The sequence below is a fragment of the Absiella sp. AM09-50 genome (genome assembly GCF_003433845.1).
Classification (GTDB): domain Bacteria; phylum Bacillota_I; class Bacilli_A; order Erysipelotrichales; family Erysipelotrichaceae; genus Hoskinsella; species Hoskinsella hominis.
Map to the genome: position 1 here is coordinate 67,184 of NZ_QVFI01000010.1, position 24,983 is coordinate 92,166.

General features: G+C 37.1%; 30 protein-coding genes, 1 pseudogene and 1 other annotated feature. Of the genes and pseudogenes, 6 read left to right on the forward strand and 25 right to left on the reverse strand.

The window, feature by feature from the left end:
- Positions 1 to 4 precede the first annotated feature (4 nt).
- Both aroF and DW114_RS21975 read left to right on the forward strand, forming a co-directional pair.
- On the forward strand, positions 5 to 1,021 hold the full coding sequence (aroF, locus tag DW114_RS10345; protein ID WP_117453677.1) for a 3-deoxy-7-phosphoheptulonate synthase: 1,017 nt from the start codon (positions 5 to 7) through the stop codon (positions 1,019 to 1,021).
- The gene (locus DW114_RS21975) at positions 999 to 1,412 is read left to right on the forward strand and encodes a DUF2809 domain-containing protein (protein ID WP_117453678.1); all 414 of its coding nucleotides are present in this window, start codon (positions 999 to 1,001) and stop codon (positions 1,410 to 1,412) included. Before aroF ends, DW114_RS21975 begins: the two co-directional genes overlap by 23 nt.
- Positions 1,413 to 1,427: 15 nt before the next feature.
- Here DW114_RS21975 and DW114_RS10355 read toward each other — a convergent pair whose 3' ends face one another.
- Both DW114_RS10355 and DW114_RS10360 read right to left on the reverse strand, forming a co-directional pair.
- Positions 1,428 to 2,261 carry a DegV family protein gene (locus tag DW114_RS10355; RefSeq protein WP_117453679.1) on the reverse strand — a complete coding sequence of 278 codons (834 nt, stop codon included), beginning with the start codon at positions 2,259 to 2,261 and terminating at the stop codon, positions 1,428 to 1,430.
- Between the two features lie 13 nt (positions 2,262 to 2,274).
- Positions 2,275 to 2,958: a M48 family metallopeptidase gene (locus tag DW114_RS10360; RefSeq protein ID WP_117453680.1), complete on the reverse strand. Its 684-nt coding sequence runs from the start codon at positions 2,956 to 2,958 to the stop codon at positions 2,275 to 2,277.
- A 159-nt stretch (positions 2,959 to 3,117) separates the two neighbouring features.
- On the opposite strand from DW114_RS10360, the gene DW114_RS10365 reads away from it, so the two are divergent.
- Together DW114_RS10365 and DW114_RS10370 are read left to right on the forward strand one after the other, a co-directional pair.
- Entirely contained in the window at positions 3,118 to 4,071 is a 954-nt protein-coding gene (locus DW114_RS10365; protein WP_117453681.1) for a TIGR01212 family radical SAM protein, read from the forward strand.
- A gap of 49 nt (positions 4,072 to 4,120) precedes the next feature.
- Positions 4,121 to 4,774 carry a gamma-glutamyl-gamma-aminobutyrate hydrolase family protein gene (locus DW114_RS10370; RefSeq protein ID WP_233509562.1) on the forward strand — a complete coding sequence of 218 codons (654 nt, stop codon included), beginning with the start codon at positions 4,121 to 4,123 and terminating at the stop codon, positions 4,772 to 4,774.
- On the opposite strand, the gene DW114_RS10375 is transcribed toward DW114_RS10370, so the two are convergent.
- The 5 genes and pseudogenes from DW114_RS10375 to DW114_RS10395 all read right to left on the reverse strand — a co-directional run bounded on the left by DW114_RS10375 (position 4,747) and on the right by DW114_RS10395 (position 10,084).
- Entirely contained in the window at positions 4,747 to 5,313 is a 567-nt protein-coding gene (locus tag DW114_RS10375) for a YqaA family protein (protein WP_117453683.1), read from the reverse strand. The two genes, DW114_RS10370 and DW114_RS10375, sit on opposite strands and share 28 nt — an antisense overlap.
- A gap of 36 nt (positions 5,314 to 5,349) precedes the next feature.
- Positions 5,350 to 6,117 carry an HAD-IIA family hydrolase gene (locus DW114_RS10380; protein ID WP_117453684.1) on the reverse strand — a complete coding sequence of 256 codons (768 nt, stop codon included), beginning with the start codon at positions 6,115 to 6,117 and terminating at the stop codon, positions 5,350 to 5,352.
- Position 6,118: 1 nt separating this feature from the next.
- Positions 6,119 to 6,637 (reverse strand): hypothetical protein, encoded by a 519-nt coding sequence (locus DW114_RS10385; RefSeq protein WP_117453685.1) that lies wholly within the window; start codon positions 6,635 to 6,637, stop codon positions 6,119 to 6,121.
- Between the two features lie 122 nt (positions 6,638 to 6,759).
- Positions 6,760 to 8,846: pseudogene (locus DW114_RS22180) on the reverse strand (sodium-translocating pyrophosphatase).
- Positions 8,847 to 8,932: 86 nt separating this feature from the next.
- The gene (locus DW114_RS10395) at positions 8,933 to 10,084 is read right to left on the reverse strand and encodes an MFS transporter (RefSeq protein ID WP_233511362.1); all 1,152 of its coding nucleotides are present in this window, start codon (positions 10,082 to 10,084) and stop codon (positions 8,933 to 8,935) included.
- A gap of 104 nt (positions 10,085 to 10,188) precedes the next feature.
- Here DW114_RS10395 and DW114_RS10400 point away from each other — a divergent pair, with 104 nt between their 5' ends.
- Both DW114_RS10400 and DW114_RS10405 read left to right on the forward strand, forming a co-directional pair.
- Positions 10,189 to 10,773 carry a TetR/AcrR family transcriptional regulator C-terminal domain-containing protein gene (locus DW114_RS10400; RefSeq protein ID WP_117453686.1) on the forward strand — a complete coding sequence of 195 codons (585 nt, stop codon included), beginning with the start codon at positions 10,189 to 10,191 and terminating at the stop codon, positions 10,771 to 10,773.
- Positions 10,774 to 11,121, forward strand: coding sequence for a cupin domain-containing protein (locus tag DW114_RS10405; RefSeq protein ID WP_117453687.1), 348 nt, complete (start codon positions 10,774 to 10,776; stop codon positions 11,119 to 11,121). It abuts the gene before it with no gap.
- On the opposite strand, the gene DW114_RS10410 is transcribed toward DW114_RS10405, so the two are convergent.
- The 18 genes from DW114_RS10410 to DW114_RS10495 all read right to left on the reverse strand — a co-directional run bounded on the left by DW114_RS10410 (position 11,118) and on the right by DW114_RS10495 (position 24,899).
- A complete protein-coding gene (locus DW114_RS10410) occupies positions 11,118 to 11,477 on the reverse strand; it encodes a hypothetical protein (RefSeq protein ID WP_117453688.1) in 360 nt (119 codons plus the stop codon). The two genes, DW114_RS10405 and DW114_RS10410, sit on opposite strands and share 4 nt — an antisense overlap.
- Entirely contained in the window at positions 11,474 to 12,778 is a 1,305-nt protein-coding gene (locus tag DW114_RS10415) for a pyrimidine-nucleoside phosphorylase (RefSeq protein WP_117453689.1), read from the reverse strand. Before DW114_RS10415 ends, DW114_RS10410 begins: the two co-directional genes overlap by 4 nt.
- Entirely contained in the window at positions 12,766 to 13,254 is a 489-nt protein-coding gene (locus DW114_RS10420; RefSeq protein WP_117453690.1) for a dihydrofolate reductase, read from the reverse strand. Before DW114_RS10420 ends, DW114_RS10415 begins: the two co-directional genes overlap by 13 nt.
- Complete coding sequence (locus DW114_RS10425; RefSeq protein WP_117453691.1) at positions 13,251 to 13,946, reverse strand: pseudouridine synthase; 696 nt, start codon at positions 13,944 to 13,946, stop codon at positions 13,251 to 13,253. The genes DW114_RS10420 and DW114_RS10425 overlap by 4 nt, the downstream gene beginning before the upstream one ends.
- Before the next feature lies 1 nt (position 13,947).
- Positions 13,948 to 15,654 carry an oligosaccharide flippase family protein gene (locus DW114_RS10430; protein ID WP_117453692.1) on the reverse strand — a complete coding sequence of 569 codons (1,707 nt, stop codon included), beginning with the start codon at positions 15,652 to 15,654 and terminating at the stop codon, positions 13,948 to 13,950.
- A 19-nt stretch (positions 15,655 to 15,673) separates the two neighbouring features.
- Positions 15,674 to 16,195 carry a hypothetical protein gene (locus DW114_RS10435; RefSeq protein ID WP_117453693.1) on the reverse strand — a complete coding sequence of 174 codons (522 nt, stop codon included), beginning with the start codon at positions 16,193 to 16,195 and terminating at the stop codon, positions 15,674 to 15,676.
- A gap of 92 nt (positions 16,196 to 16,287) precedes the next feature.
- The gene (locus tag DW114_RS10440) at positions 16,288 to 16,452 is read right to left on the reverse strand and encodes a DUF1540 domain-containing protein (RefSeq protein WP_117453694.1); all 165 of its coding nucleotides are present in this window, start codon (positions 16,450 to 16,452) and stop codon (positions 16,288 to 16,290) included.
- A gap of 45 nt (positions 16,453 to 16,497) precedes the next feature.
- Entirely contained in the window at positions 16,498 to 16,677 is a 180-nt protein-coding gene (locus tag DW114_RS10445) for a sporulation protein Cse60 (protein ID WP_117453695.1), read from the reverse strand.
- Between the two features lie 28 nt (positions 16,678 to 16,705).
- On the reverse strand, positions 16,706 to 17,560 hold the full coding sequence (gene dapA, locus DW114_RS10450; protein ID WP_117453696.1) for a 4-hydroxy-tetrahydrodipicolinate synthase: 855 nt from the start codon (positions 17,558 to 17,560) through the stop codon (positions 16,706 to 16,708).
- Entirely contained in the window at positions 17,561 to 18,139 is a 579-nt protein-coding gene (locus DW114_RS10455; protein ID WP_117453697.1) for a dipicolinate synthase subunit B, read from the reverse strand.
- Positions 18,136 to 18,900 carry a hypothetical protein gene (locus DW114_RS10460; protein WP_117453698.1) on the reverse strand — a complete coding sequence of 255 codons (765 nt, stop codon included), beginning with the start codon at positions 18,898 to 18,900 and terminating at the stop codon, positions 18,136 to 18,138. Before DW114_RS10460 ends, DW114_RS10455 begins: the two co-directional genes overlap by 4 nt.
- Positions 18,901 to 18,976: 76 nt before the next feature.
- Entirely contained in the window at positions 18,977 to 20,206 is a 1,230-nt protein-coding gene (gene tyrS / locus DW114_RS10465; RefSeq protein ID WP_117453742.1) for a tyrosine--tRNA ligase, read from the reverse strand.
- A 45-nt stretch (positions 20,207 to 20,251) separates the two neighbouring features.
- Positions 20,252 to 20,447 (reverse strand) — a binding site (T-box leader).
- Positions 20,448 to 20,482: 35 nt separating this feature from the next.
- The gene (locus tag DW114_RS10470) at positions 20,483 to 21,478 is read right to left on the reverse strand and encodes a LacI family DNA-binding transcriptional regulator (RefSeq protein WP_117453699.1); all 996 of its coding nucleotides are present in this window, start codon (positions 21,476 to 21,478) and stop codon (positions 20,483 to 20,485) included.
- 20 nt (positions 21,479 to 21,498) lie between these two features.
- Positions 21,499 to 22,029, reverse strand: coding sequence for a hypothetical protein (locus DW114_RS10475; RefSeq protein WP_117453700.1), 531 nt, complete (start codon positions 22,027 to 22,029; stop codon positions 21,499 to 21,501).
- Complete coding sequence (locus DW114_RS10480) at positions 22,029 to 22,415, reverse strand: histidine kinase (RefSeq protein ID WP_117453701.1); 387 nt, start codon at positions 22,413 to 22,415, stop codon at positions 22,029 to 22,031. The genes DW114_RS10475 and DW114_RS10480 overlap by 1 nt, the downstream gene beginning before the upstream one ends.
- A 49-nt stretch (positions 22,416 to 22,464) precedes the next feature.
- Complete coding sequence (murC, locus tag DW114_RS10485; RefSeq protein ID WP_117453702.1) at positions 22,465 to 23,778, reverse strand: UDP-N-acetylmuramate--L-alanine ligase; 1,314 nt, start codon at positions 23,776 to 23,778, stop codon at positions 22,465 to 22,467.
- A gap of 12 nt (positions 23,779 to 23,790) precedes the next feature.
- On the reverse strand, positions 23,791 to 24,552 hold the full coding sequence (locus DW114_RS10490; protein ID WP_117453703.1) for an internalin: 762 nt from the start codon (positions 24,550 to 24,552) through the stop codon (positions 23,791 to 23,793).
- Between the two features lie 14 nt (positions 24,553 to 24,566).
- Positions 24,567 to 24,899: a thioredoxin family protein gene (locus DW114_RS10495; RefSeq protein WP_117453704.1), complete on the reverse strand. Its 333-nt coding sequence runs from the start codon at positions 24,897 to 24,899 to the stop codon at positions 24,567 to 24,569.
- Positions 24,900 to 24,983 lie beyond the last annotated feature (84 nt).

A 24,983-nucleotide genomic window follows, 5' to 3' on the forward strand; every position in this document is an offset into this window, starting at 1 on the left:
ACTTATGATTATTACATTAAAGAAGGATGCACCTAAGGAAGAGGTCAATAAGCTTGTAAAAAGCTTTGAAAACAAAGGCTTATCTGTTACCATGATTTATGGTGACAACTACAATGTCTTTGGGTTGGTCGGTGATACCAGCAAGGTGGATGAAAAGCTGGTAAAAGCACATCCATTTGTAGAAAATGTAACACGTATTGCGGCACCATATAAAAAAGCCAACCGTTTATTTCACCCGGCTGATACGATTGTTGATGTTGCCGGCATCAAAATCGGTGGCAATGAAAAAATCGTTGTGATTGGCGGGCCTTGCTCCGTAGAAGGTGATACGCAGATTATGGAAATCGCAAAAGCTGTCAAAGAAGCCGGTGGCGATATGTTAAGAGGTGGCGCGTATAAACCAAGAACCAGCCCTTATGCATTCCAGGGTATGGGCACAGAAGGTGTCAACTGTATGGTTCACGCAAGAGAAACCTATGGACTTCCTATCGTTAGTGAACTCATGAGCGCTGATAAACTGGATGAATTCATTGAAAACGTAGATTTAATTCAGATTGGTGCCCGTAATATGCAAAACTTTGATCTGTTAAAAGCAGTTGGTAAGACCAATAAGCCAGTCCTTTTAAAACGTGGGCTTGCCAACACAATTGAAGAATGGATCATGGCTGCGGAATACATCATGTCAGAAGGAAATGAAAATGTTATCTTCTGTGAACGTGGTATCCGTACATTTGAAACATATACAAGAAACACTTTGGATTTAAGTGTTGTGCCAATCATCAAAGAGAAAACGCATTTACCAATCATCATTGATCCAAGTCATGCGACTGGTGACTGGAAACTTGTTGAGAGTGCTTCCCTTGCCGCTATCGCTGCAGGTGCTGATGGTTTGATTATTGAAGTACACAATGATCCGGAAAACGCATGGAGTGATGGTGCCCAGTCATTGAAACCAGAACGTTTTGCGGAAGTTATTCGTAAAGGCAGAAAAATTGCCAATGTTATTGGCAGAGAGATGTAATACCAAAAGAAACAGAGGATGGATATCTGTATGGATCATCCTCTGTATTCTTTTAGGCCTATTATCAAGAAGTAGTCTTCCCCTTCCCACCTTCTTTCATGCATATGGTGGAGATACATTATGGGCATCCATGTTTTACTTTATCTTTTTATGGCTCTTGCCAGATAGAAAAGCATCTTTCATTTTGATTGTCACTATCATATTTTCCTTTATGATTGAGTTTTCTCAAATGATTGATGTAGCATGGTTAAATGCTTTACGTCAAACACCTTTATGCCTATTATTAGGTCAGGGCTTTTTGATGAGTGATTTACTTTGTTATATAGTTGGTGCTGTTTTGGCTTTTGTTCTCGATCAATATGTCATATTTAAAAAGAATCAACGCATTTAAACGTTGATTCTTTCTTTATTTTTTTATTGTCTGGATAGCAATACATCCAGGTCCACCCTGTGTGATAAAGGCAGGAGATAGTTCTAATAACTGAATTTCTGTATCATGGAAAACAGCTTTGATCTGTTCCATGATTTTTTTTGCATCTGCCAAAGCATCCGCATGAGATACATAAATCATATAATCATGATTGACTCCCATTTCTTTAAACTTCTCCATTATTTCAGATACGGCCTTGCTTAATGTCCGTTTGATCGTATATTTATCTAATCGTTTACCATCATCTACCTGCTGCATAACAGGTTTTAATTTCAAAAGTCCACCAATACTTGCAGCTGCTGGTTTTAAACGGCCTCCACGTTTTAAAAACGAGAAGTCTTGTGGAATCAGAAAAGACTGCATATGTGCAATACTTTCTTCCAGTTTCTCAATAATCACCTGAATAGGTTCTTGCGCATCACGTAAATGTACTGCTTTTTCCACAAGATAACGATGTGGTCCACATAATGTTTTAGAATTTAAAACATGAATTCTTTCTTTTTCTGGCATTTGTTCACGAGCCATCGTTGCTGTTTCATAGGTTCCAGATAAACCATCTGCCATACAGATGCTTAATACATCATTCCCCTGTGCACGTTCAAATGCTTCAATGACATCTCCAATCGGAGGTTGTGAAGAAGATGGCACATGTCCATTCTTTACACTTTCTAAAAATTCGTTTGTGTCAAAGCATAAATCACGCAAATGGTGATCATCTACGCTTACACATAGTGGCAATACATCAATGTTCATACGTTTTCCTTCTTCAATTGTAAATAAGGCTGACGTATCTGTAATAATCTTAATCATAGGCTGCTCTCTTTCATCCAACTAATTTCATACGCTCTTTATAATCTGGCATATAATTTTCTATAATGTGATAAAATGCTTTGGAATGGTTTGGCTGTATAAAGTGTACAAACTCATGCAATACCACATATTCAATAAACTCAAATGGATAATGAATCAACTTCTTGTTTAATGTAATACTGTTCTTTGCCGGTGTACAGCTTCCCCAACGGCTTTTCATATCCCTGATTTTAATCTGTGGGAATGGTAACTGATAATCATGCAGAGATTTATGTGTCATCATTGCAACATCGGTATATACATCCTTGCACAGTTTATCTAAAAACTGTCTGATGACTTTATCTATATCGCTGCCTTCCTTCATCTGTACATACAGATACTGGTTGTCATAGCTTACATGATTGTATTTTCCCTTGCTTTTCTTGATCTTTAAATCGTTTCCAAACAATAGGATATGCGTATCGCTGATCATGGTTTTCGCATTCTGTTCCATCACCGACTTTTGATGTTCAATAATCCATGAGATCTTGCTACTCACAAAATCATCAATCTTTTCCATCGGTATAAAAGGATTCGCACTTACCACAACTTCTCCCTTTGGAGATATACGCATATTTATATTTTTTACCTGTTTGATAACCAGTGTATAGGTAATCGGATATTTTTTACACTGGATGACTTTCTTTTCTATACTCATATCAACAACATCCTCAATCTCTATATGCGTGTCTATTATTATCGCATAATTTGTCGAAAAAAGGAATAAGTTTTTCTATTGAAAATCATATATTTTGCTTACAATCATTTACATTTAGTTTTCTATTCATTTTATGATAAAATACATCTGGTGATGAATATGAAAAAAGTAAATCCTTTCCCTTTCAGTGATGACAACAAGCGTTATCATACATGGAATTATTATTTAAAGCATCAATATCATGAAAAAGTATTTAAAGTAGCATTAAACGCAAATTTCTCCTGCCCTAACCGTGATGGAACTTGCGGCGTTGGTGGATGCAGCTTTTGTGGTTCTCTTGGTTCTGGAGAATATGCTGGGGATATTCATGAAGATCTATTTGCGCAGTTTGAAGAGCGTAAGGCAATGATGAAACGCAAATGGCCTGATGGCAGTGCCATCGCTTATTTTCAAGCATATACAAATACATATGCGAAACTAGACACCTTAAAGAAAACCTTTGATCCCTTTGTGAATCGTGAAGATGTAGTAGCCTTAAGCATTGCGACACGTTGCGATTGTTTAGAAGATGATAAGATTACATATCTTCAATCTTTAACGAAACAAAAAGATATCTGGATAGAATTGGGATTACAAAGCATACATGATGAAACAGCAAAACGAGTAAACCGTGGGCATGATTATCAGACTTTCTTAGACTGTATCCAACGTTTAAAGCATACGGATTTAAAAATCTGTGTACACATCATTAATTCCCTGCCTTATGAAAGCAAGGAAATGATGTTAGATACTGTACGTGCAATCGCAGATCTGCCCATTCATGCCATAAAGATACATATGTTACACATTATGGAAGATACCCAGATGGCTAAAGAGTATAAAGAGCATCCATTCCCTATTCTAACAAAAGAGGAATATATTGATATTGTGGTATCTCAATTAGAGCTTCTTCCTCCTGAAATCATCATTCAGCGATTAACGGGTGATGGTGTAAAGGATAAATTGATTGCACCTGATTGGACATTAAAAAAGGTTGTTGTTTTAAATGATATTGATAAAGAAATGGTACGCCGCAATACGTGGCAGGGCAAGCATTATACAAAATCTGTATAATGCTTTTTTCACGTTTTATTCATGAATGCATATCTTAAACATAGGGGTGATGCATTTGAAATGTGCAGGAATCATAGGTCGTTTAGAGGATTTTGAGGATCAAAAGAAATGGTTTGTGAATGCGTCTTATGTAAAAGCGATAGAAGCACTTGGATGGAGTATTTATCCTATTGTATCCAACACATCCTTGATTCATGCATTAACAATATGTGATTGTTTGATCATACCTGGTGGATATGATGTACAGGGGTATTATGTACAAGAAGAAAAAAGAGCGGAATGTACGTATTATGCTTCCATGATGGATCATTTTGATTTTATCGTACTAGACGCCTTTGTGAAACAGAAAAAACCAATTCTTGGTATTTGTCGTGGTATACAAATCATTAATTTATATTTTCATGGTTCTTTATTAACACATATGAATGAGAAAACGCATGCGAAAAATCATATGCATTCTATTTATTTTGCCAGTGGCAGTGTTTTGACACAGTTATATCAAACACCATGCATCGTCAACAGTTATCATCATCAAGTGATTGGCAAATTAGGGGATGATTTACAATCCCTTGGATATAGTGAAGAAATGTATGTAGAAGCCATTGCACATAAAAAGCTGCCTATCTTAGGTGTACAATGGCATCCGGAAAAGATGGATGATGATCAGATCTTACCTTATTTTTTTGATATTCTTTGTGCCTGAAGTTTTCTTCTAGTTTTCACCCATTCATATATCATCCAAACCAGAATCAAGATGGAAATCCATATGCCAAAGCGATCAACATTGATTATGGTATGAAGACGGTTTAAACAATACGTAACCAACAAACTTCTCAATAATCTAGCAATACCGTCACTTAATGTGAATTTTAAAAATGGCATATGCGTAAAGCCGGCAAGATAAGCTAAAAGAAAATCAGGAAGCGGTGTTATGCCACCGATAAAAACCGCAATGACACCATAACGCTCCATCAATGCTTCCCCTTTTTCAATATCCTCTTTGGCAGCGATATTTTTTAATACTGATGAACCAATACGCCAAGCCAGCAGATAACCAATAGCACCTCCGATACAGGTGCCTGCCGCACCAATCATAGAATACCATATCCATTTTTGTGGACTCTTTAAGCACAATGGCACAAGTAGTACTTCTAAAGATGGAAGTGGCAGAAATGCCTTTAAAATTGAATACAGGAATAATCCTGCATCTTCAAATATAAGAAAAAAATTCTGAATGTTCATGAAATCTCCTCATTTCATGATATGCTTCAGAATTTTTTATATGAGTTCTTTTAAATTATGTACGATGATATCTGGCTGGATATCCATGCGTTTTGCGTCATGTTCATCATGAACGCCACTGGTCACAAAAATCGTTTCCACCTGATTTTGTATACCAAACAAAATATCTGTTTCCAGATTATCTCCAATCATCACACAATGACTTGCGTCAACATGGGCAAAGCTTAACGCTTCTTTCATCATTGCTTCATTCGGTTTCCCAATGATCAAGCCTTCAGATTCACTGGCATATTGAAACATTGCGACGATTGCCCCATTACCAATTCGATAACCATCTCCATGTGGAAGTCTTCGATCAGCATTTGTGCCTATCAAAGTGGCACCTTTTTGTATCAGATTAAATGCTTTACAATACTGTTCATAGCTTGCATGTACATCTAAACCAATAAATACATGATCCGCTTCCTGTTCATCAATTATAAATCCCTGTTCAAGAAGGGCTTCCTTCATTCCTTCCTGTCCAATATAATATGCTTTATTGCCTTTTAAATAACGTTTCGCATATGCAGCAGAAGCCATGGCACTGGTAAAGAAAGCTTCATCACGTATACCATGAAATCCCATACGTTCCATCTTTTCACGATTTTGAGCATGCGTACGCATCGCATTATTGGTAATGAAATAATAAGGGATATCCTGTGCAATTAGATAATCAATAAATTCAATCGCACCATCAATTAATTCATCCCCGCGATACATTGTCCCATCTAAATCAATAAAACAGGTTTTATCCTTCCAGGACATATTAGATACTCCTCATATACATGCCCTGATAATGATCAAGGTATGCTTCTTCTTCAAATTCGTTTTCTTTCATGATCTCCATAAACAGATACATACATAATGCATAAATACTGCCAAAAACACCATTTGAGAAATTCACGGTACAGCTATTCTCCTCAATCGTAAATTCTGCGACCTGCATCTGACGATCAAAGATGATAACACTGCGTTTTGCGGCATGTCTGCCTCCATAAATATGATACGTTACATCATGATAAATCATATCGAATCCGTTTTTACTTTTACGCAGTTCCCCAATTTTTTCTTCCTGTTCATACATTGTGAATTCATGTGATTTCAATACTGGCAAAATATGATACCATTTTTTGATTTGATAAAAACTTAGTACTACATCTTCATATGGATTTTTTAATAAGATATTGATCAAGTTACCTTCCTTTTCCTGTACAATGGTATAAATCAAATGTCCGTTTTCCTGTACCTGATATGTATCATCCTGCTTGACAAGTGTAAACAGCATATGTAGCTCCTCCTTTTAAAAAAGCTCTTGGTAAGTATCAAGAGCTTCATGTATGAGTATATTGTTCATCATACGTCTTTCTTACAGAAACATTATAAGGAAATTTGTATGATTTTGCAAGGTTATTTAAATAGGAAACTTAATAGTGGTTCCATTTCCATTAAGACTGGAGCTAAAATCAAAGAAATGACAGACATCAATTTGATCAGGATATCCATTGTCGGACCCGCTGTATCTTTGAATGGATCCCCTACAGTATCTCCGGTAACTGCAGCTTTATGTGCTTCACTGCCTTTTCCACCATGGTGTCCACTTTCGATATACTTCTTTGCATTATCCCAAGCACCACCAGCATTGGCCATAAATACAGCTAACATAATGGCAGACATCAATGCCCCTACAAGTAGACCACCTAATCCCTTCGTACCTAATAAGATTCCACAAAGAATTGGTGATATTACAGCAATACATCCAGGCAGGATCATTTCTTTCAAGGCTGCCTGTGTGGAGATATCTACGCATTTTGCATAATCTGGTTTGCTGGTTCCTTTCATGATGCCAGGATCTGCTTTAAACTGTCTTCTTACTTCATCAATCATCTGATTTGCAGCTTTTCCAACTGATTTGATGGTTAAGGAGGTAAAGAAGAATGGCAGCATTGCACCAATTAACAATGCGACAATCACTCCTGGTTCTAACAGAGATATGACTTCAAGCTGCGCAACCTGTGCATAGGCAACAATCATCGCCAATGCAGTAAATGCTGCTGAACCAATACAGAAACCTTTTCCAACAGCAGCTGTTGTATTTCCTACGGAATCCAATCGATCGGTAATTTCTCTAACTGCTGGCTCCATATCTGCCATTTCCGCAATACCACCTGCATTATCAGCGATAGGTCCATATGCATCTACGGATACTGTGATTCCTGTTGTGGACAACATGCCAACTGCACCTAAAGCAATACCATACATGCCAAAGAACATATAGCTGGCAGCGATACCTGCCGCTAACAGCAGAATCGTTAAAGCTGTGGACTGCATCCCGATACTAAATCCGGAATAATATTTGTCGCATGTCCAGTCAGACTTTGTGATGCGATTTCCTGTACATGTTTATATTCATCACTTGTATAATATTCTGCGATTTTACCAATGATGACCCCTACTACCAAGCCACTTAAAATGGAATAGAATGGATAAGCACTTTTAAATACCATTTGTGATAATAACAAAGAGCCAACTAGTACGACAAGTGTTGCGACATATGTGGCAATACTTAATGCCTTTTGTGGATTCTGCCATTCTTTCATACGCACAAATACCTGTGCCGCAATGGATGCGATGATTCCTAATGCACAAACCATAATTGGAAATACACTTCCAGCGATGCCTACCGATTTACCTGATACAGTAAGTACGATACCAAGGGAAATTGCGGATACGATTGCGCCAACATAGGATTCACACAAATCACTTCCCATACCTGCGATATCTCCTACATTATCTCCTACATTATCTGCGATAACTGCAGGATTTCTTGGATCATCTTCAGGGATGCCGCTTTCGACTTTACCAACCAGATCGGCGCCAACATCTGCCGCTTTGGTATAAATACCACCGCCAACTCTGGCAAACAAAGCAATCATGGAGCAGCCTAAGCTGTATCCTGATACCACATGTGCAGATAATGCATAATTATGGGAAAACAGATAAAATCCTAAAAATAGAACCGTTAATCCCAATAAGCCAAACCCTACAACACATAAACCAAGTACGCTTCCTCCACTAAATGCAATACGTAAAGCTTTTGGCATGCCTTTATCATGTGCTGCCTGAGATACTCTGGCATTTGCTTTGGTTGCGGCCTGCATACCACAGAAACCAGCAACTCCACTGCATAATGTTCCAATAATAAAACAGAACGCTGCTCCCATTCCCACACCATCTACATTTTGTAAAGCCGGTATAAAGCCAAGGGATGCCAGCAATACTGCAATCACGATCACAAAGATAATGATGACACGGTATTCTCTGCCTAAAAATGCCATTGCTCCCTCATGAATAAATCCTGAAAGCTTGTCTAACATACGCATGTGAATTTTTTCTCTTTTGATATTTTGAAAAAGAAAAAAAGCATACACCAGCGCTAGACACGCAAGCAAGATTGCAGCCATTAAAAAATAGACTGCATTTTCGTCGTTTATCATATTATTTCTCCTCCATTGTAAGCGATTACACTTCTTACTGAATATTATAGCACTTTCAAAAGGAAAAGCAATATTTTATGAATACTTTACGATATTTTTTGATCAATCTTTTTATAATAGAAAATTAACAATAAAGGTACAATGGAGAATATTGCCACTAAATATAAAGTCATATCATAGCCAATGCTGCTTGCCAGAAAACTGGTAATCAATGGTGTAATCAAGCCGCTAAAGCCAATAAAAACAGCCATTGCAAACATCTGGGCACTGCTTGCCACCTTTTCCCCGCTTACTTCTTTAATCAACAGTTTGCTTGTCAACATGATAATTGGTAATGTCACAATCTGAAGACCTGCAGTCCCTATGATCAGCCATGGCGAATGAAAAAAGCCATACAGGAAAAATTTCACTGCATACATGACTGTGCCAAACCACAATAATGTAAAAGGTTTAAATCTCTTTAGTATTTTTGCGGATATCAAAAACAAAGGCGCTTCCATAAAAGACTGTAATGCCCATTTGATTCCTATCTGGGTACTGTTTGCGTGAATATCCAGCATCTTATCAATAACAACATATTGATCTGCTGTTCCAATCATATAAATAAATAGATATATACATACCAGCAGAAGATAGCGTTTATTCTTAAAAAATCCTTTGATATCTTCCATACGCATAGCTCTGCCGTTTTTCTTTGCATCACTGCTTGTTTTTATCAAATATAATAAAACAATAGATATGATAGAAAAACTAATCAATAACGATATATATGAAAAATGGGATACTAGATAGCCTGCGATGGGAGAACCAATGGTTAGTCCCAATGCCCCGAAACAACGTAGCACACCATAATGTTCACTGTCCAATTCCAACATCCATGTTTCATCTAATCCCATAATGACTTTCACCATACCACCCATAAAAGATACTGTAAAGATATGGTAATAAAATACGCGCTGTTGATATAAAAACATCGCAAAACTTGCGGCGATCAAAATGACATACGCCAATAAGAAAAAACGGCGAATTTTTTGAAAACGATCGCAGAGATAACCAAACAAGAACTGTCCAATGATGGATACAATTGCATTTCCTGCTAAAATCCAGCCACGTTCTACCACGCTGTAGCCTAACTTCGTTAAATATGGTATCATTTGTGTATTTACCATGGATATTGCCGCAAAAACAAAAAAGTTTAATGCGTATAATTTCCATTTCATATGTTTTTCTATGATCATCACATCCCGTCTTAGTATGTCTATGATCAAAAAAAATATGCACAGGCTTTCTTATAAAAACAAATTCGTGTATAATGTAGGCAAACATCAGGAGGTGTTTTCTTATGTCAGATACGATACAAACAAAGGAAATATTAGCTGAAACGTTAAAACTTTTAACAAATAAAAAAAGCTTTGCGAAAATCACAATCGCTGATATCACTAAAACAAGTGGATTTAACCGACAGACTTTCTATTATCATTTCCGTGATAAATATGAATTGTTGGAGTGGATTTATCGCCATGATGCACAACAGATATTTGATCATCATATCAGTTTTGAAAACTGGCATCGCTATATGGCTGCCTTATTAACGCATATCAAACAGGATAAGACGTTTTATCAGAATACGATCAGTTGTGATGATACAGTATTTAAGGAATTCATCTTTTCCATGACAAAATCAATATTTTTTCTTGCCATAGATGCACTTGACCTGCATCATCAGATATCTGAAAATGACAAGAATTTCTATAGTGAGTTTTTCAGTTTTGGCATTGCCGGTGTCATTGGCAACTGGGTAAAGACAGATATGAAAGAAACCCCAGAAAAGGTTGCCAGCAATTTGAAAAGTCTAGCGCAGGATAGTGAAAAGCTGGCTTATGAGCGCTATCGTGAGTCTTATAAAATTATGAAGGAGGAAGCATAGATGAAACAAAAAGTAGAAGATTATTTTGAACGGTGCGGTGGTAAAGGATGGATGCATATTGAACGTTTACTGGTTCCTGAAGAATTAGGGCCTCATGTAAAGATGTATGCCAAAGTTACCATTGATCCTCATAGTTCATTAGGCTACCATGAACATCATGGAGATGGTGAAAGCTATTATATCCTGGAGGGAGAAGCAATTTATCAGGATCATGATAAAAAACGTATATTAAAACCAGGAGATGTGACTTTTACAGCAGATGGTTTTGGTCATGGCATTGAAAATCCTAAAGATACACCGCTTGTCTTTATGGCGCTTATCATTAATAACGACGAAAGGCTGGATTAACCAGCCTTTTTTTGAAAACATAATAGAAACCCAGGCAGCATAAATACGATATATGGCAAGCCATATAATGAGTACAGTGGATAACGAATGATCCCGGGCACAAATTTAATTGCGTGAAATAGAAACGTATCCATCGTCAGGATAGTATATTCTAAAAGAATGATTACCCCCAGCCAGTATAGGATCGTTGTTTCTTTTTTGATGCGTGTTTGAAAACAGGCATATCCAAGATATGCAAAGGCAAAGACAAGTGTCAAATATTTGATGATCAGTAACACAGGCTTCATCACATGCATAATAGACAAGCTAATGCTGATGATAAAGCATATGCTGGAAATGAAGAATGCTTTTTTCATTCTTTTATTACCTTATAAATCAAATCATGTTTTTCTACTGGTGTTTTTGTAAAGTGATAGGAAGCATAAAAATCATCAAGCCAATGAGGAGGCAATGTGTGATTGATGTGTACATAGGCGAGAATATCGCCTTTTTTTACATAATCGCCATCTTTTTTCTGAAGTACGATGCCAACGGATGGATCAATGATATCTTCTTTTACCTGACGACCTGCGCCAAGCTGCATGGCAAGGGTACCTAGTGATAATGCATGAACGGCTTCTACATAGCCTTCTTCCCTGCTTTTGATTTCTAATACTTCTTTTGCCTGTGGCAAGGTTTCAGGATGTTTGATCATCTGAATATCTCCATGCTGTGCTTCTACCATATCTATTAGTTTTTGTAAAGCAGAGCCATTATGAACAGCTGTTTCAAGCATTGTTCTGGCTTCAGTTTCATTTTCTACTTTTTTTGCCTGCATCAGCATGATGCTTCCTGCCTTTAAACAAAGCTCATAAAAATCCTTTGGGCCTTCTCCTTTTAAAGTCGCAATGGCTTCTTTCACTTCTAATGCATTACCGATTGCATTGCCTAAGGGCTCATTCATATTGGAAATCATTGCCCGTACATCTTTATGAAAATGTTTTCCAATGGAAATCATGGTTTTCGCAAGCTTTTCAGCATCCTCCTTTGTCTGCATAAAAGCTCCTTCCCCAAATTTAACATCCAGTAAAATCGTATCCGCACCACATGCTAATTTTTTTGACATGATGCTAGAGGCAATTAAGGGAATCGAATTCACTGTCGCAGTCACATCACGTAATGCATATAACTTTTTATCAGCCGGCACAAGATTCCCGCTTTGACCAACAATTGCCAATCCAATGGAATCGATTTGATGTTTAAAGCTTTCCATATCCATATTGATTTGAAAGCCTTTGATACTTTCTACTTTATCAAGTGTTCCACCTGTGTGTCCAAGACCTCTGCCACTCATTTTCGCAATCTTAACACCACAAGCCGCCACCATTGGCGCAAGGGCTAAACTCGTCTTGTCCCCGACCCCGCCGGTAGAATGTTTATCACATTTGATGCCGGCAATATCTGATAGATCCATGACTTCCCCGCTATACAGCATTTCTTCTGTCAGCCATGCTGTTTCCTGTTCGTTCATGCCATTAAAACAGATTGCCATCAATAATGCAGATACCTGGTAATCTGGTATTTTATCCTGCACATAGGACGTGATAAATTCATGAATCTCTCCTTTTGATAAAGGATGATTTTCTTTCTTTTTTTCAATGATATCTACAAATCGCATGAAACATCCTTCTTTCTTTGAAAATAATACCATGTAAATGATGCATATTCGATACGCTCCATACAGATAAAGTCTGATTCATCATAAGAAGGAAAGCTTGTATCTGATGGATAAATGCCTTTGATGATGGATATATAGATACGATGCGCATATGGCAAGGAAAGCTGATAGATTTCTCTTCCTCCACATACCATCAATTCTTCTTTACTGTGTTGATAGTACTGAAGAATAGCGGTAACATCTTTCACAATTTGAACCTGTTCATAAGGATACTCATGTTTTGTTCTAGAGGCAATAAGCATTTTTCTTTCAGGCAGAGGACGTCCTATGGATTCCCATGTTTTTCTACCCATCAATATTGTATGATGAAGTGTTAATTGTTGAAACAGATATAATTCTTCAGGTATATGCCATGGCATATGTCCTTGAAAGCCGATATGGGCTTGTTCATCCATGGCGACAATGCAGGTGATCATGCATATAATTCAGCGATTTCTTCATCACTTAAAAAACGCCATTCTCCCTCTTGTAATGCTTCATCTAACACAAGGCTGCCCATACGCACACGTTTTAACTGTAATACCTCATTATTCACCGCATGCAGCATGCGTTTTACCTGATGATATTTCCCTTCAGAAATAATCAGATGAATCTTGCATTGCTCTATAACCTGTACATGTGCTTTTTTGATTGGTTCATCATCTAAAAGAATCGTGCCATTTTCTAACGTTTCAATATCCTGTGCAGATAAAGGGTGATCGATGATCACTTCATATTCTTTCTCCACATGTTTTTTAGGAGATAACAATTCATGAGAGAGTGCACCATCATTGCAGATCAACAGCAATCCTGTGGTGTCAATATCTAATCGTCCTACCGGAAACATATCTTTTGGCAAATGGATATCAATGATATCTAATACTGTTTCATGCATGCCATCTTTGGTACTGGATACAACATCCTGTGGTTTATTTAACATGATATAATAATATTTTTGATAGGAAACTTCTTCCCCATCTAAACAGATCACATCCTGAAGCTCATCGATATGACAATCATCTTTCTTACAGACTTCTCCATTAATTGTGACAAAGCCTTTGCGTATCATTTGTTTTACTTCTTTACGAGTCCCGGCGCCAGCGTGGGATAGGAATTTATCTAATCGCATATTAACCTCTTCTTCTTGAAATTAGCTTGGATATATTAAAATGAAACAATGTTTGTGGCAATTGGAAAATACCTGTAAGTGCCAGATAAACAGCCATTGCGAAAATACCGGATATACCCATTTGCACAACACCCATTAATCTTCCCCTGCCATAGCCTTTTAATCCAATTAATTCACACAACCATGCCATCAAGAACATGCCCGCACAACCTAAAATGATGATCAACAGCTTATGGAACGTATATTTCCAATTCACATGATACTGACTAGCCAGTGAATACATTCCCGCAATCATATAACCACCCATGGCAACCATAGTAGATAATACAAGACCAGAGTATCCAAAGACCTTTAACATCGGATAAGACAAGGCAAATTTTACCGCAACCATAACCACCTGGAAACGAATACATAAACGACGCTGACCAACCGCCATCATCAATGCAGTCACAACCGGGTTGATTGTGGAGATCAATGCTTCAATAGAGAACCACTTCAGTATCTGTGCACACGTATCTAAATCTGCCGGATTGGCAGGTGGAAACAAGATATCATATAATGGTTTTGCGTACAGGAATAAACAAAAACTGATTGGTACCCCAATATATAAAACGATATCAAAACAATCACGAATATTTTTACGAATCTGTTTATAATCCTGACGGGCAAGTGCTGATGTGATATGTGGAATGATGGCACTAGAAAATCCTGGTGCCAGTATCATTGGAATGGACATCAGTTTTAAGACTCCGTAATTGATACAGCCTGTGATTAAAACGATTTCTTCACTGGTATTGCCATGTGCTTCTAGTCCGCTTTTTAGAAAAACTGTATTCACAATGGTATCACTATATCCAAGAACTGCGGAGAAAAGATATGGCATAGCGATCATGATTAATTCCTGCATGATTGCTTTTTTATCCGTAACACCCTGATCCTCCTGGGCCTTCGCTTTTTTACGCATCTGTGGCATGATTTTTCGATCATACAGTTTTAAATGCATAAAGGCAAGGATTGCGGCAACGCTGGTGGATAACACACCAAAATAGACACTCCATACATGTCCATAGTTAAACATATAAATCGCAACAGCACTTAAAATCAAAAGGAATGCGACACGTGCAATCTGTTCAAGCACTTGGGATAATGCATATACTTCCATTTCTTTTAAGCCCTGATAAAAACCACGAGTAGCACTTAATACTGGCACAAAGAATAACGCAAAGCTGATCAAAATCAATACCAGACGCATCGTGGATAAGTCTGCCGATGTAGATACGATTTGAACCGCAGGTTCTAATATTCCCGATGCCTGTGATACACCGATATCTGATGCCGGTAACACTAGCTTGGCAAGTGGTGAAGAAAATACAATGACTAACAGCATGGCAAATGCGCCAAAGCAGATCATGACAAGGGTTGCTAATTTTCTTACCAATAAAGATGTACGATAATCTCCCTTACTTGTATACTTTGCAATTAATGTTGCCACTGCAAAGGGAAAACCCGCTGTAAATATATTCAGCAGGTAACTGTAAATATTGTAGGCAACCCCATACATTGCCACATTGGCTTCATTTCCAAGCAATGTATTAAAGGGTACGGCGTAAAATAAACCAATGAATTTTGCAACAAAGATACCGGCAGATGATATCAGTGCCCCAGCAATCATGGATTGCTTCTTATTGGAATTTTTTTGTTTATTCATGTCTTCAAAACCTTTCTACTTATCCTTCATTTTCGCTTTTTTCAGCATAACTGCAATTGAAGAATACACTGTATTTATTTGCTCTGGTACTATCTTTCCATGATACCATTACATTTAGTGTAAATTGTTTATCTTTAGAAATTCCATTTAAGCCAATTCCCTTCCAATAATCTAGATTTGGATTAGACTGATATGGAATCAAATTAAAGCTTTCTGAAATATCTTTTCCCAGAATTCCGATACAGGGATAAACATTTGTATTAGAATCATTTGCCTGATTGACCGCAATCGCCTGAATATCATACATGGCAACACGGGGATTGTCAATCTGTACTTCATATTCATAAGAACCATCATCCAGCTTTTGCTGAACCAATCTATAGTCAAAAGGAATACTTTTGGTTTCAATTCCTTTGTTATTGATTACGGCATTGATAAATGTTTCATAGTTTTTCATACTTTCTTCTTCCTGTTTACTGCGTTTATTACAGCCACTTAAAAGCAGCAGCATACACAGGATCAATGGAAAAACTTTACGCATAACATCACCTCTGCCTTACATTATATCAAATATCTAAAAATTAAACAATGAAACTGGAATATGTGACAAAAATAAAACGGCCAATTGGCCGCTTATTTACCGCATTTACAACGAAATGAGTTACATTCAGTTTCATGACAGTGATTTGGTTCTACACAATTGTCACAGCAAACGCTGATAGTTTCAGCTTCACAATGGTTATCCTTCTGATAAACACAGGAATGTACGTTGCATAAGATTTCTGTTTTTTTCTGCATCTGATCACACCTCCAACAAGCTTAGTATGTGAGCGATTCATGGGATTATGCCTCATATAGCAGTAAAGCGCTAAAACAATAAATTTGTCCATCATCGCAATCACAGACCGCCACAGAGAAGCGGATATCAATAAGCTGAATGTCTTCCTGTTCCATCAAAAATGCATTGATACTATCACTTAAATCATCTTCATGCTCCTCATCAAACACCTTTACCTGTTTCATATGATCACCAGCAACAGGATATCATGTTTTATTCTTCTTCGTTGTCGAAATAAGAAGATAACAATAGTTCTTTTTCCCGATTGATTGCACACATGGGTAAACGCAATATATTTTCACATTCTTTTTTACGTGATAATAAATATTTCACCGGTGCTGGGGATGCGTCACAAAAGGTCAAAGAAGCTTCTTTGTATAACTCTTTGCATAATCGATTGTCTTTTCTGCCTTCCTTAATAAAACGCTGCAGCTTCTCCATATTGAAATGTCCCATAACGGATATTAATCCATCCATGCCAATATCAAAGCCTTCATCAAAATAGCCATCCTCTCCGCTGTAGATTCTGAATAATGGGAATTCTTTTTTTAATTTCACGACCGTATCTAAGTCATGACTTGCCTGTTTCAGTCCTACGATATTTTTATGTTCATAGACAAGCTTACGAATCGTATCATATTGTAACTCTACACCACAGCGGCCTGGAACATTATACAACATGATATTGGAATCAATCGCAGAAGCAATTGCATGATAATGTTCATATAGTCCTCGCTGGGAAGGCTTGTTGTAGTAAGGTGTTACCACAAGAACACCGTCAATCGCATACTTTTGTGCTTTGCGAATCAAACGAATTGTATCACGTGTACAGTTTCTGCCACAGCCAAACCACACTTCACAATTCCCCTGTACAATCGATAAAACATGCTGTAAGACTGCATAGCGTTCTGCCTCTCTTAAAGTTGGTGTTTCGGCTGTTGTTCCACAGACAATAAAACCATCACATCCTTCTCTCATCAATCGTTTGACGATTTTTGTCAATGCATCATAATCCACTTCATTTTCTTTCGTAAATGGTGTAATCAAAGCGACCATTACTTTCTGCATCTAATCACCCCCGTAAAGTATTGGTTGGATCTGGCGGTCTTCTAAAGCCATGTCAGCAGTTTTTTCTAACAGATTCCACTTACTGACGATACTTCTTTCTTTTTCAAATGGTGCATCCTGAGCAAATGGAATCACAAAGAAATGTTTCAAATTGATCAGTGTAAAGATATTTTTTGCGCTGATGCTTAAGCCATCGTTGCTGGCTATGCCAAATACAATATTGCGATTATTTCTAAGCATTGCCTTTGCCGCAAGTGTTACCGGATGATCATATATTCCAAGCACCATCTTTGCGGCAACTGTCGCACTCATTGGCGCAATGATCATGATATCATAAGCATTGGATGGTCCAACCTTTTCCGCCTCTACTATTGTATGAATGACTGGCTTATGACTTGCCTTTTCCAGACGTGAAATAAAATCTTCATGTTGAAAGAAACGGGTATTACAGGTAAATACATTCTCACTGACAACTGCCTGTACATCGTTTTCTTCGCATAATTTTTCGAATTCTTTTAAAACTGCGGCATGATTACAGAATGAGCCGCAAATTCCAAATAAAATATGCTGATTTTTCATTTTATCAATTTCCCCCTGACATAATCGGCAATGATTTTCCCAGCACTTTCTGCACAGAACCTTCCTGGCAGATTTCCTTCTTTTTGATATGGAATACCTAGTTCCTTTGCACATTGCTTATCCACAACATCTGGTGTAGCGATATCAATGATCAAAGGTGCATTTTTCCATGAACGCATCAAGTCTGCATCCATAAGTTTCTCAATGGATGTGTTGATAATGACATCTCCACATTGTTTCCAATGCTTTGTGGTCATAAATGTATCATCTTCTATACAATCCCTGCGAATCACACGCACCTTTACATCCAGACTTTTTAACATACGATAAATCGCTTTCCCGCAATGTCCATAACCGATGATATCAATCTGGATATCATATAAACTTTTCGCAAGCGATGTAATCAAAAGATGCAGGATACCCTCTGCCGTCAATATGGCGTTTTCATCAATCACAGTCGTATCCTTCATATAATAGTATTTTTTCATAGGTAGTGCTGAGATATAAGAAGTTTCCATTCCTGAAAATATAATCATATCTTTTTGAATCTGCCAAAACATGGAAGGTACATGAACCAAAGAATCATACAGCTTCATATATCCTTCATCATCAATTCCTTTTACTGGTAAAATAATCGCATCCAGACGGGGCAATGTTAAAAAGTCACTATCCTCATCAATTGCGATGATTTCCATTTCCATATGCAGACTTTTACATACGTAACGCATTCTATCGTCACTGCAAACAACAGCAGTTATCATAACTATCTCTCCTCGTTATATCATATGTAAAAAATAGAAAATGGTCCCTAATTAAAAAGCAGGAATCTTTCGATTCCTACTGTTCAATTACAAAATAATTACGTTTTCCTTTTTTGATCAAGGTATGATTTTCACTGATCGCATTTGCACTGCTTACCACAAATGCAACATCCTGAATCTTTTCGCCATTGATCTGGATAGATCCCTGATTGATCCATTCTCTGGCTTCACGTTTACTGCTGGCAATACCTGCCGCAACCAGTGCGTCTGGCAAAGGCATGTTGTCATCTATAGATTTTGCTTCCATACCATGTAACGCATCTTTGATTTCATTTGCTTCTAAATCTTTGATATTGCCTCTGAATAATGCATTCGTGATTTTTAATGCTTTCTGATATTCATCTTCTCCATGTAAGTATGTGACAACTTCTCTGGCAAGTGCTTTTTGTGCTTCACGTTTATGTGGTTCTTTATTTAGACTATCTTCTAATGCATCAATTTCTTCTTTGCCTAAGAATGTCAGTTTCTTTAAGTAATCAATTACTTTGGCATCTTCAGAATTTACCAGAAACTGATACATTTCATAAGAACTTGTTTTTGATTTATCCAGCCATACAGTACCTGTTTCACTCTTTCCAAATTTTGTACCATCTGCTTTTGTGATCAAAGGCATTGTCATACCATAGCATTCTACATCTGCACCATGTTTTTTACGAATCAATTCCAAACCACTGGTAATGTTTCCCCACTGATCCTGTCCACCTAACTGTAAAGTACATCCTTTTGCTTCATAAAGGTGTAAGAAATCCATTGCCTGAAGAATCATATAAGAGAATTCAGTATAGCTGATACCACTTTCCAGTCTTCTCTTTACTGTTTCTTTATTGATCATGTAATTGATATTGAAGTATTTTCCAATATCACGCAAAAAATCAATTACACTTAAATCTTTTGTCCAGTCCAGATTATTTACCATTTCAAAGCCAAACAGTTCTTTGATCTGTGCACTTAGACAATCATAGTTGTGTTGTAATACTTCTTTCGTTAACATATTACGTTCCCCAGTTGCCTTTGGATCACCAATAAATCCTGTAGCGCCACCTACCAGCATCAATGGGTGATGTCCATGAGCAGCTAAACGTTTAGCGCATAATAAAGATGAGTAATGTCCAATATGTAAAGAATCCCCTGTAGGGTCTGTACCTATATAGAATGTCATTCCTCCGGCGTTTAATTTTTCTTCCAGATCAGGACTTGTCACATCATTGATCAGTCCTCTCCATTTCAATTCATCAAATAATTTCATTTCCATGTTCATAATTTCCTTTCTTCCATAAAAAAACGTCCTTGATCCAAGGACGCAATAACTACGTGGTACCACCTTAGTTCGCTTTTACAAGCGCACTTTCATCTCTTAACGTGAGAATACGGCTTTACTTTGCATAAAGCAGCTCCAAGGTGTATTTCACAGTTTTCTGTATGCATTCTCACCAGCCATGCACTCTCTATAACATTTCACTGTGCTCTTTTCTTTTCATAGCCTTTGTATTTAAGTATATGTATTTTATTTCGTTTGTCAATCTTATTTTGTAGATTTACGAGGTGTAAAGATATAGCTTAATTCAATTTCTTTATCCATAACTTCGTTTTCTTCTGTCAGCATCTTTGTCAACAAACGCATGGCGACAGCACCTAAGTCATAATCAGGAATCTTGAATCCTGAAATCTGAGGACGTGCCATTGCATTATATTTACTATCTAAGATACAAACTAATTCCATATCATCAGGAATACTCAAACCAGCTTCTTTTGCTGTATTTAATACAGCCATTGCCTGTGAATCACGATATGTGATGATAACATCATGGTGAATATTTCCACTCATATATTCTTTCAGGAATAAATAAGAAGAACGGTATTCTTTTGGAATTGCAATATAATTTTCAAACTTCATACCAGAATCAGCAAACGCTCTTTCCAGACCATCTTTTAATTGTTTGATCATCGCTGGATTCTTACGGTCTTCTACAAGTGCAAGATCTGTCTTTCCTGCTTTGATGCATTTCATTGCATAATCATATACCAGTTTTGCATAATCAACATAAACAGAACCTACTGTATCATCAGACATCTTATTGCCAATAACAACGATTGGAATCTGATAGTTTGTCAGCTGTTTCAATTCATCTTTATTCAGTTTATCATTGAAGATCACAACGCCATCCACACGTGATTTAATGATATTTTCAATGATATCATTCATTTCACTAATACCTTCTGTTGTTGTATGTAGCATAATGTTATATTTATAAATTTTTGCTACATCAATTAAACCATTGATGATTTGTCCAGTATAAAAATAGCTGGCTTCTGGAACGATCAATGCAATGGTTGTAGTCTTCTGTAATGCCAGACCCTGTGCAATTGCATTTGGCTTATAACCTAATTTTTCAATTGCCTCCTGTACCTTTACTCGTGTATCCTCACGTACTACTTCACTTCCGTTAATAACACGAGATACCGTTGCCAATGATACATCTGCTTCTTTTGCGACATCATAAATTGTAATTCTTTTCATAACAGTTATCCCTTCTGACCTTATTCGTCACTATCATCGGTGTCCAGCACCTTTTTTAAGCCATTAAATGCATGTGTTGCCGCTTTTAATGTGCCTTTTTTCAACTTGTTGACATTTCGTTTTACACGTTCGTCATTTTTTACACTTGTAATCGTGTCACTGATAGAGTCCATTGCTTTCGATACATGCTCATTCTCCATGATCGTATGAAGCCCATCACTAACACCATCCATTACTTTCTCACCAGCAGATACGACTTTTTCTTTGGCATTTTGTACATCCTCACGTTTCACAAACGCTTCTGTTTTTGTCTTGCCTTTTTCAAGCACATCCGCAGTGTCTTCTTTTAATTTTTTCAACCTTGCACTAATCTCTTCACTATCAACATTCTCAGAAAGCCAATCACGAAAGTCCTGATATAAACGACTCACTTCCTTTTTGGTATCATCCAGAAAGCTTTGATCACCATCTACATCATCTTCCATTTGAATAATGGTATATTTTGCTTCTTTTTCCATAGAATCTACTTCTTTTTCGCAGTCGTTTTCCATCATTCTTCTCCTTCCATATCGCTTCTGACAGCGGTTGTTGTATCTTCTTTTTTACTTTTTTGCAAAGCCCACTCTTTAATGGCGCCAAGATTTTCGATAATCGCCACCAATGCACTGCGCACAGCTGTTTTGCTGGCTTCATGTACAGTATCGATGGTATCGCTTAGCTCATTTAACGTGTTTAATGGTTTTTCGAGGGTTTCCAGTTCCTTATTTGCTGTATCCAGCGTTTTCGTCATACTGATAACTGCCTCATTCGCAGATTTTAAAAGAATGATCAGGTGTCTTACAAATATGATAAGAAACACCAATACGATAAAACCTAAGATTGGCAGACATTTTCCTGCCACAACACTTAACAAATTCAGTAACTGATCTAATTCCATAGGAACACCTCTCTCAATATATTACAACAATCTGTAACCATTTTCAACATTATTGAAAACTTTTTACAACATTTTTTAACTTATAAATATCCTTGCTGCTCATAAACAAGTAAACAGCAGGTCCACGTGATGCCAGCATCTTAGCTGCTTCTTCATCTTCTTTGATGACTTTTGCTTTGCTGCTAAGCTTAGCAAGATCATCAATCGTGATATCAATACCTTCCTCTTTTGCAGCATTTTCCGGGAAGTGGCAAAGATAAACTTCATCTGCTGCATCCAGTTCTTTCGCAAAACGATCCATAAAATAATAGATACGTGAATAGCGATCAGGTTTAAACAATGCGATAATTTTCTTGCCAGGATATTTGATTTTCGCTGCTTCGATCATATATTTCACAGCTGTTGGATGATGCGCATAATCATCAATATAGATATTACCATGGTTTTCTTCAATCGTAAAACGACGTTTTACACCTGGAAAGCTCTCTAATCCATTCTGTAGTACTTCAGCACGCAAGCCTTCCATAATACCTAATGCGATGACACCAAGGCTGTTCCATAATAAAGGTTTCCCAACAAACGGAAGTTTAAAACTGCCAAACAGATTTTTTTTGTATAACACATCAAAAGACATGCCATCTTCACCCTGCACAATATTGACAGCCTGCACATCATTATCGTCATGCAGACCATAATACAGATGCGCTGTGTTTACATTTAAACTTCTTGTACTTTCATCATCACCAAAGATGACAACGCCTTTTTTCACCTGATTAGCGAATGTTTCAAAAGCGTTACAATAATCTGCCATATCTTTATAATAATCTACATGGTCTAATTCAATATTGGTAATGATGGCATATTGTGGTTCATATGCCAGGAAATGGCGCTGATATTCACAGGATTCCAAAACAAAATACTTACTGTTTTCCGGCATTTCTCCTGTTCCATCACCGATCAGATAACCAGTAGGCGCAACAAGTGACATCACATGGGAAAGCATTCCTGTTGTGGTAGTTTTTCCATGGGTACCCGCTACAGATACACTGGTATATTCTTGTACCAGTTGTCCTAAAAATTCATGATACCAGTACACTGTTGCTTTGTTTTCAGCCTTTAGTTCTAAAGCTCTTTTTACTTCTGGGTTATCCTCATGGAATGCATTTCCAATAATGATTGTAGAGCCTTCCACAATATTTTTTTCATCGAATCCAGTGATTTGAATACCACGTTCTTCTAATGGTTTCTGTGTAAAGATATATTTTTCTATATCTGAACCGTTTACTTCATCTCCTCGATCATTTACGATTTCCGCAAGAGAAGCCATACCGCTTCCTTTAATACCTATAAAATGATACAGCATTTCATTCACCCCTTATTCTTCTTCCTTTAGCTTATATGTTTCTTTATCTGCTTCATGAACGGGTGTAGATTCCCCAAACAGGGAGATCTGCATCAGATCTTCTTCACTATCATTTTTTATATCATCAACCAGGATTTCATCAAGTGTCACATTATTGATTTCTTCAATCTCATCCATGCGTTTGATTTCAACATCATCACTTGGTGTTTCAACTGGTGTCTGTTTCGCCTTTTCTTTCGCGGCAATTTCTTCTTTTGCCTCTTCTTCAAATTCTTCTAATTCACTAACACCATAATATGGTGAAATAATCGTTCCTAATGGATTAGGCTTTTTCTTCACAGAGGAAGATTTCTTCAAGATATCAACGCTTTGTTTTCTCTTGATTTCTTTTTTCTTCTTTTCTTCTTCTTTTGCGCCAAAGATTGGTGATATCACTGGTGTAAACTCAAATTCTTTCTTTTCGTTTTTCTGTAAGACAGGACGCTGTTGTACGATTGTCTTTTTTTCTTTTACTTCAGGTTTTACCTGAGGAGCATCATCTTCCAGATCTATACTTACAAACTTTTTCTTTTCTTCCTTTGTCTTTACTTTATCAGTTCGCTCAAAGGTACGTTCTTCTTCATAAGTATACAAATCTTCCCTTACAGGTTCCTGTTTTATTGTTTTTTCTTTTTTTGGTTCTTTAAATTCTATATTTTCCAATTCATCTTCTACGATGATATCTGCATCAGATTCATCAAATAACAGATTCACAAACTTCTTAAAAACACCCATTCTTTTATGCCTCCTTATTTATCTAATGCTTTCAAAAAGGCATCAATTTCATCTTTTGTTTTTCTTAGTTTAGACACGAAGCGTCCAGTTTCTACACCATCTTTTACACCTACAAAGCTTGGGATTCCCATAATCATCTGATCCTGAGCAATTTCCATACACTGATCTCTGTCCACATAGTAGAAATGATAATCAGGATATGCTTTTACTAAATCAGGCATAAAACCCTTTATAAATTGACAGTCTGGACACCAGTCAGCACTGAAGGTGAACACCTGTACGCCTTTTTCATGATACGCTTTTTCAAATTCTTCCATTGAAGTGATTTCATTCATATATTCTTTCATGATCACACGCAGCCTTTCTTACCGAGATTTCTACTCACTTTATTTATTATATCATCATTTTATGAAAAATAATTTCTTTATTTC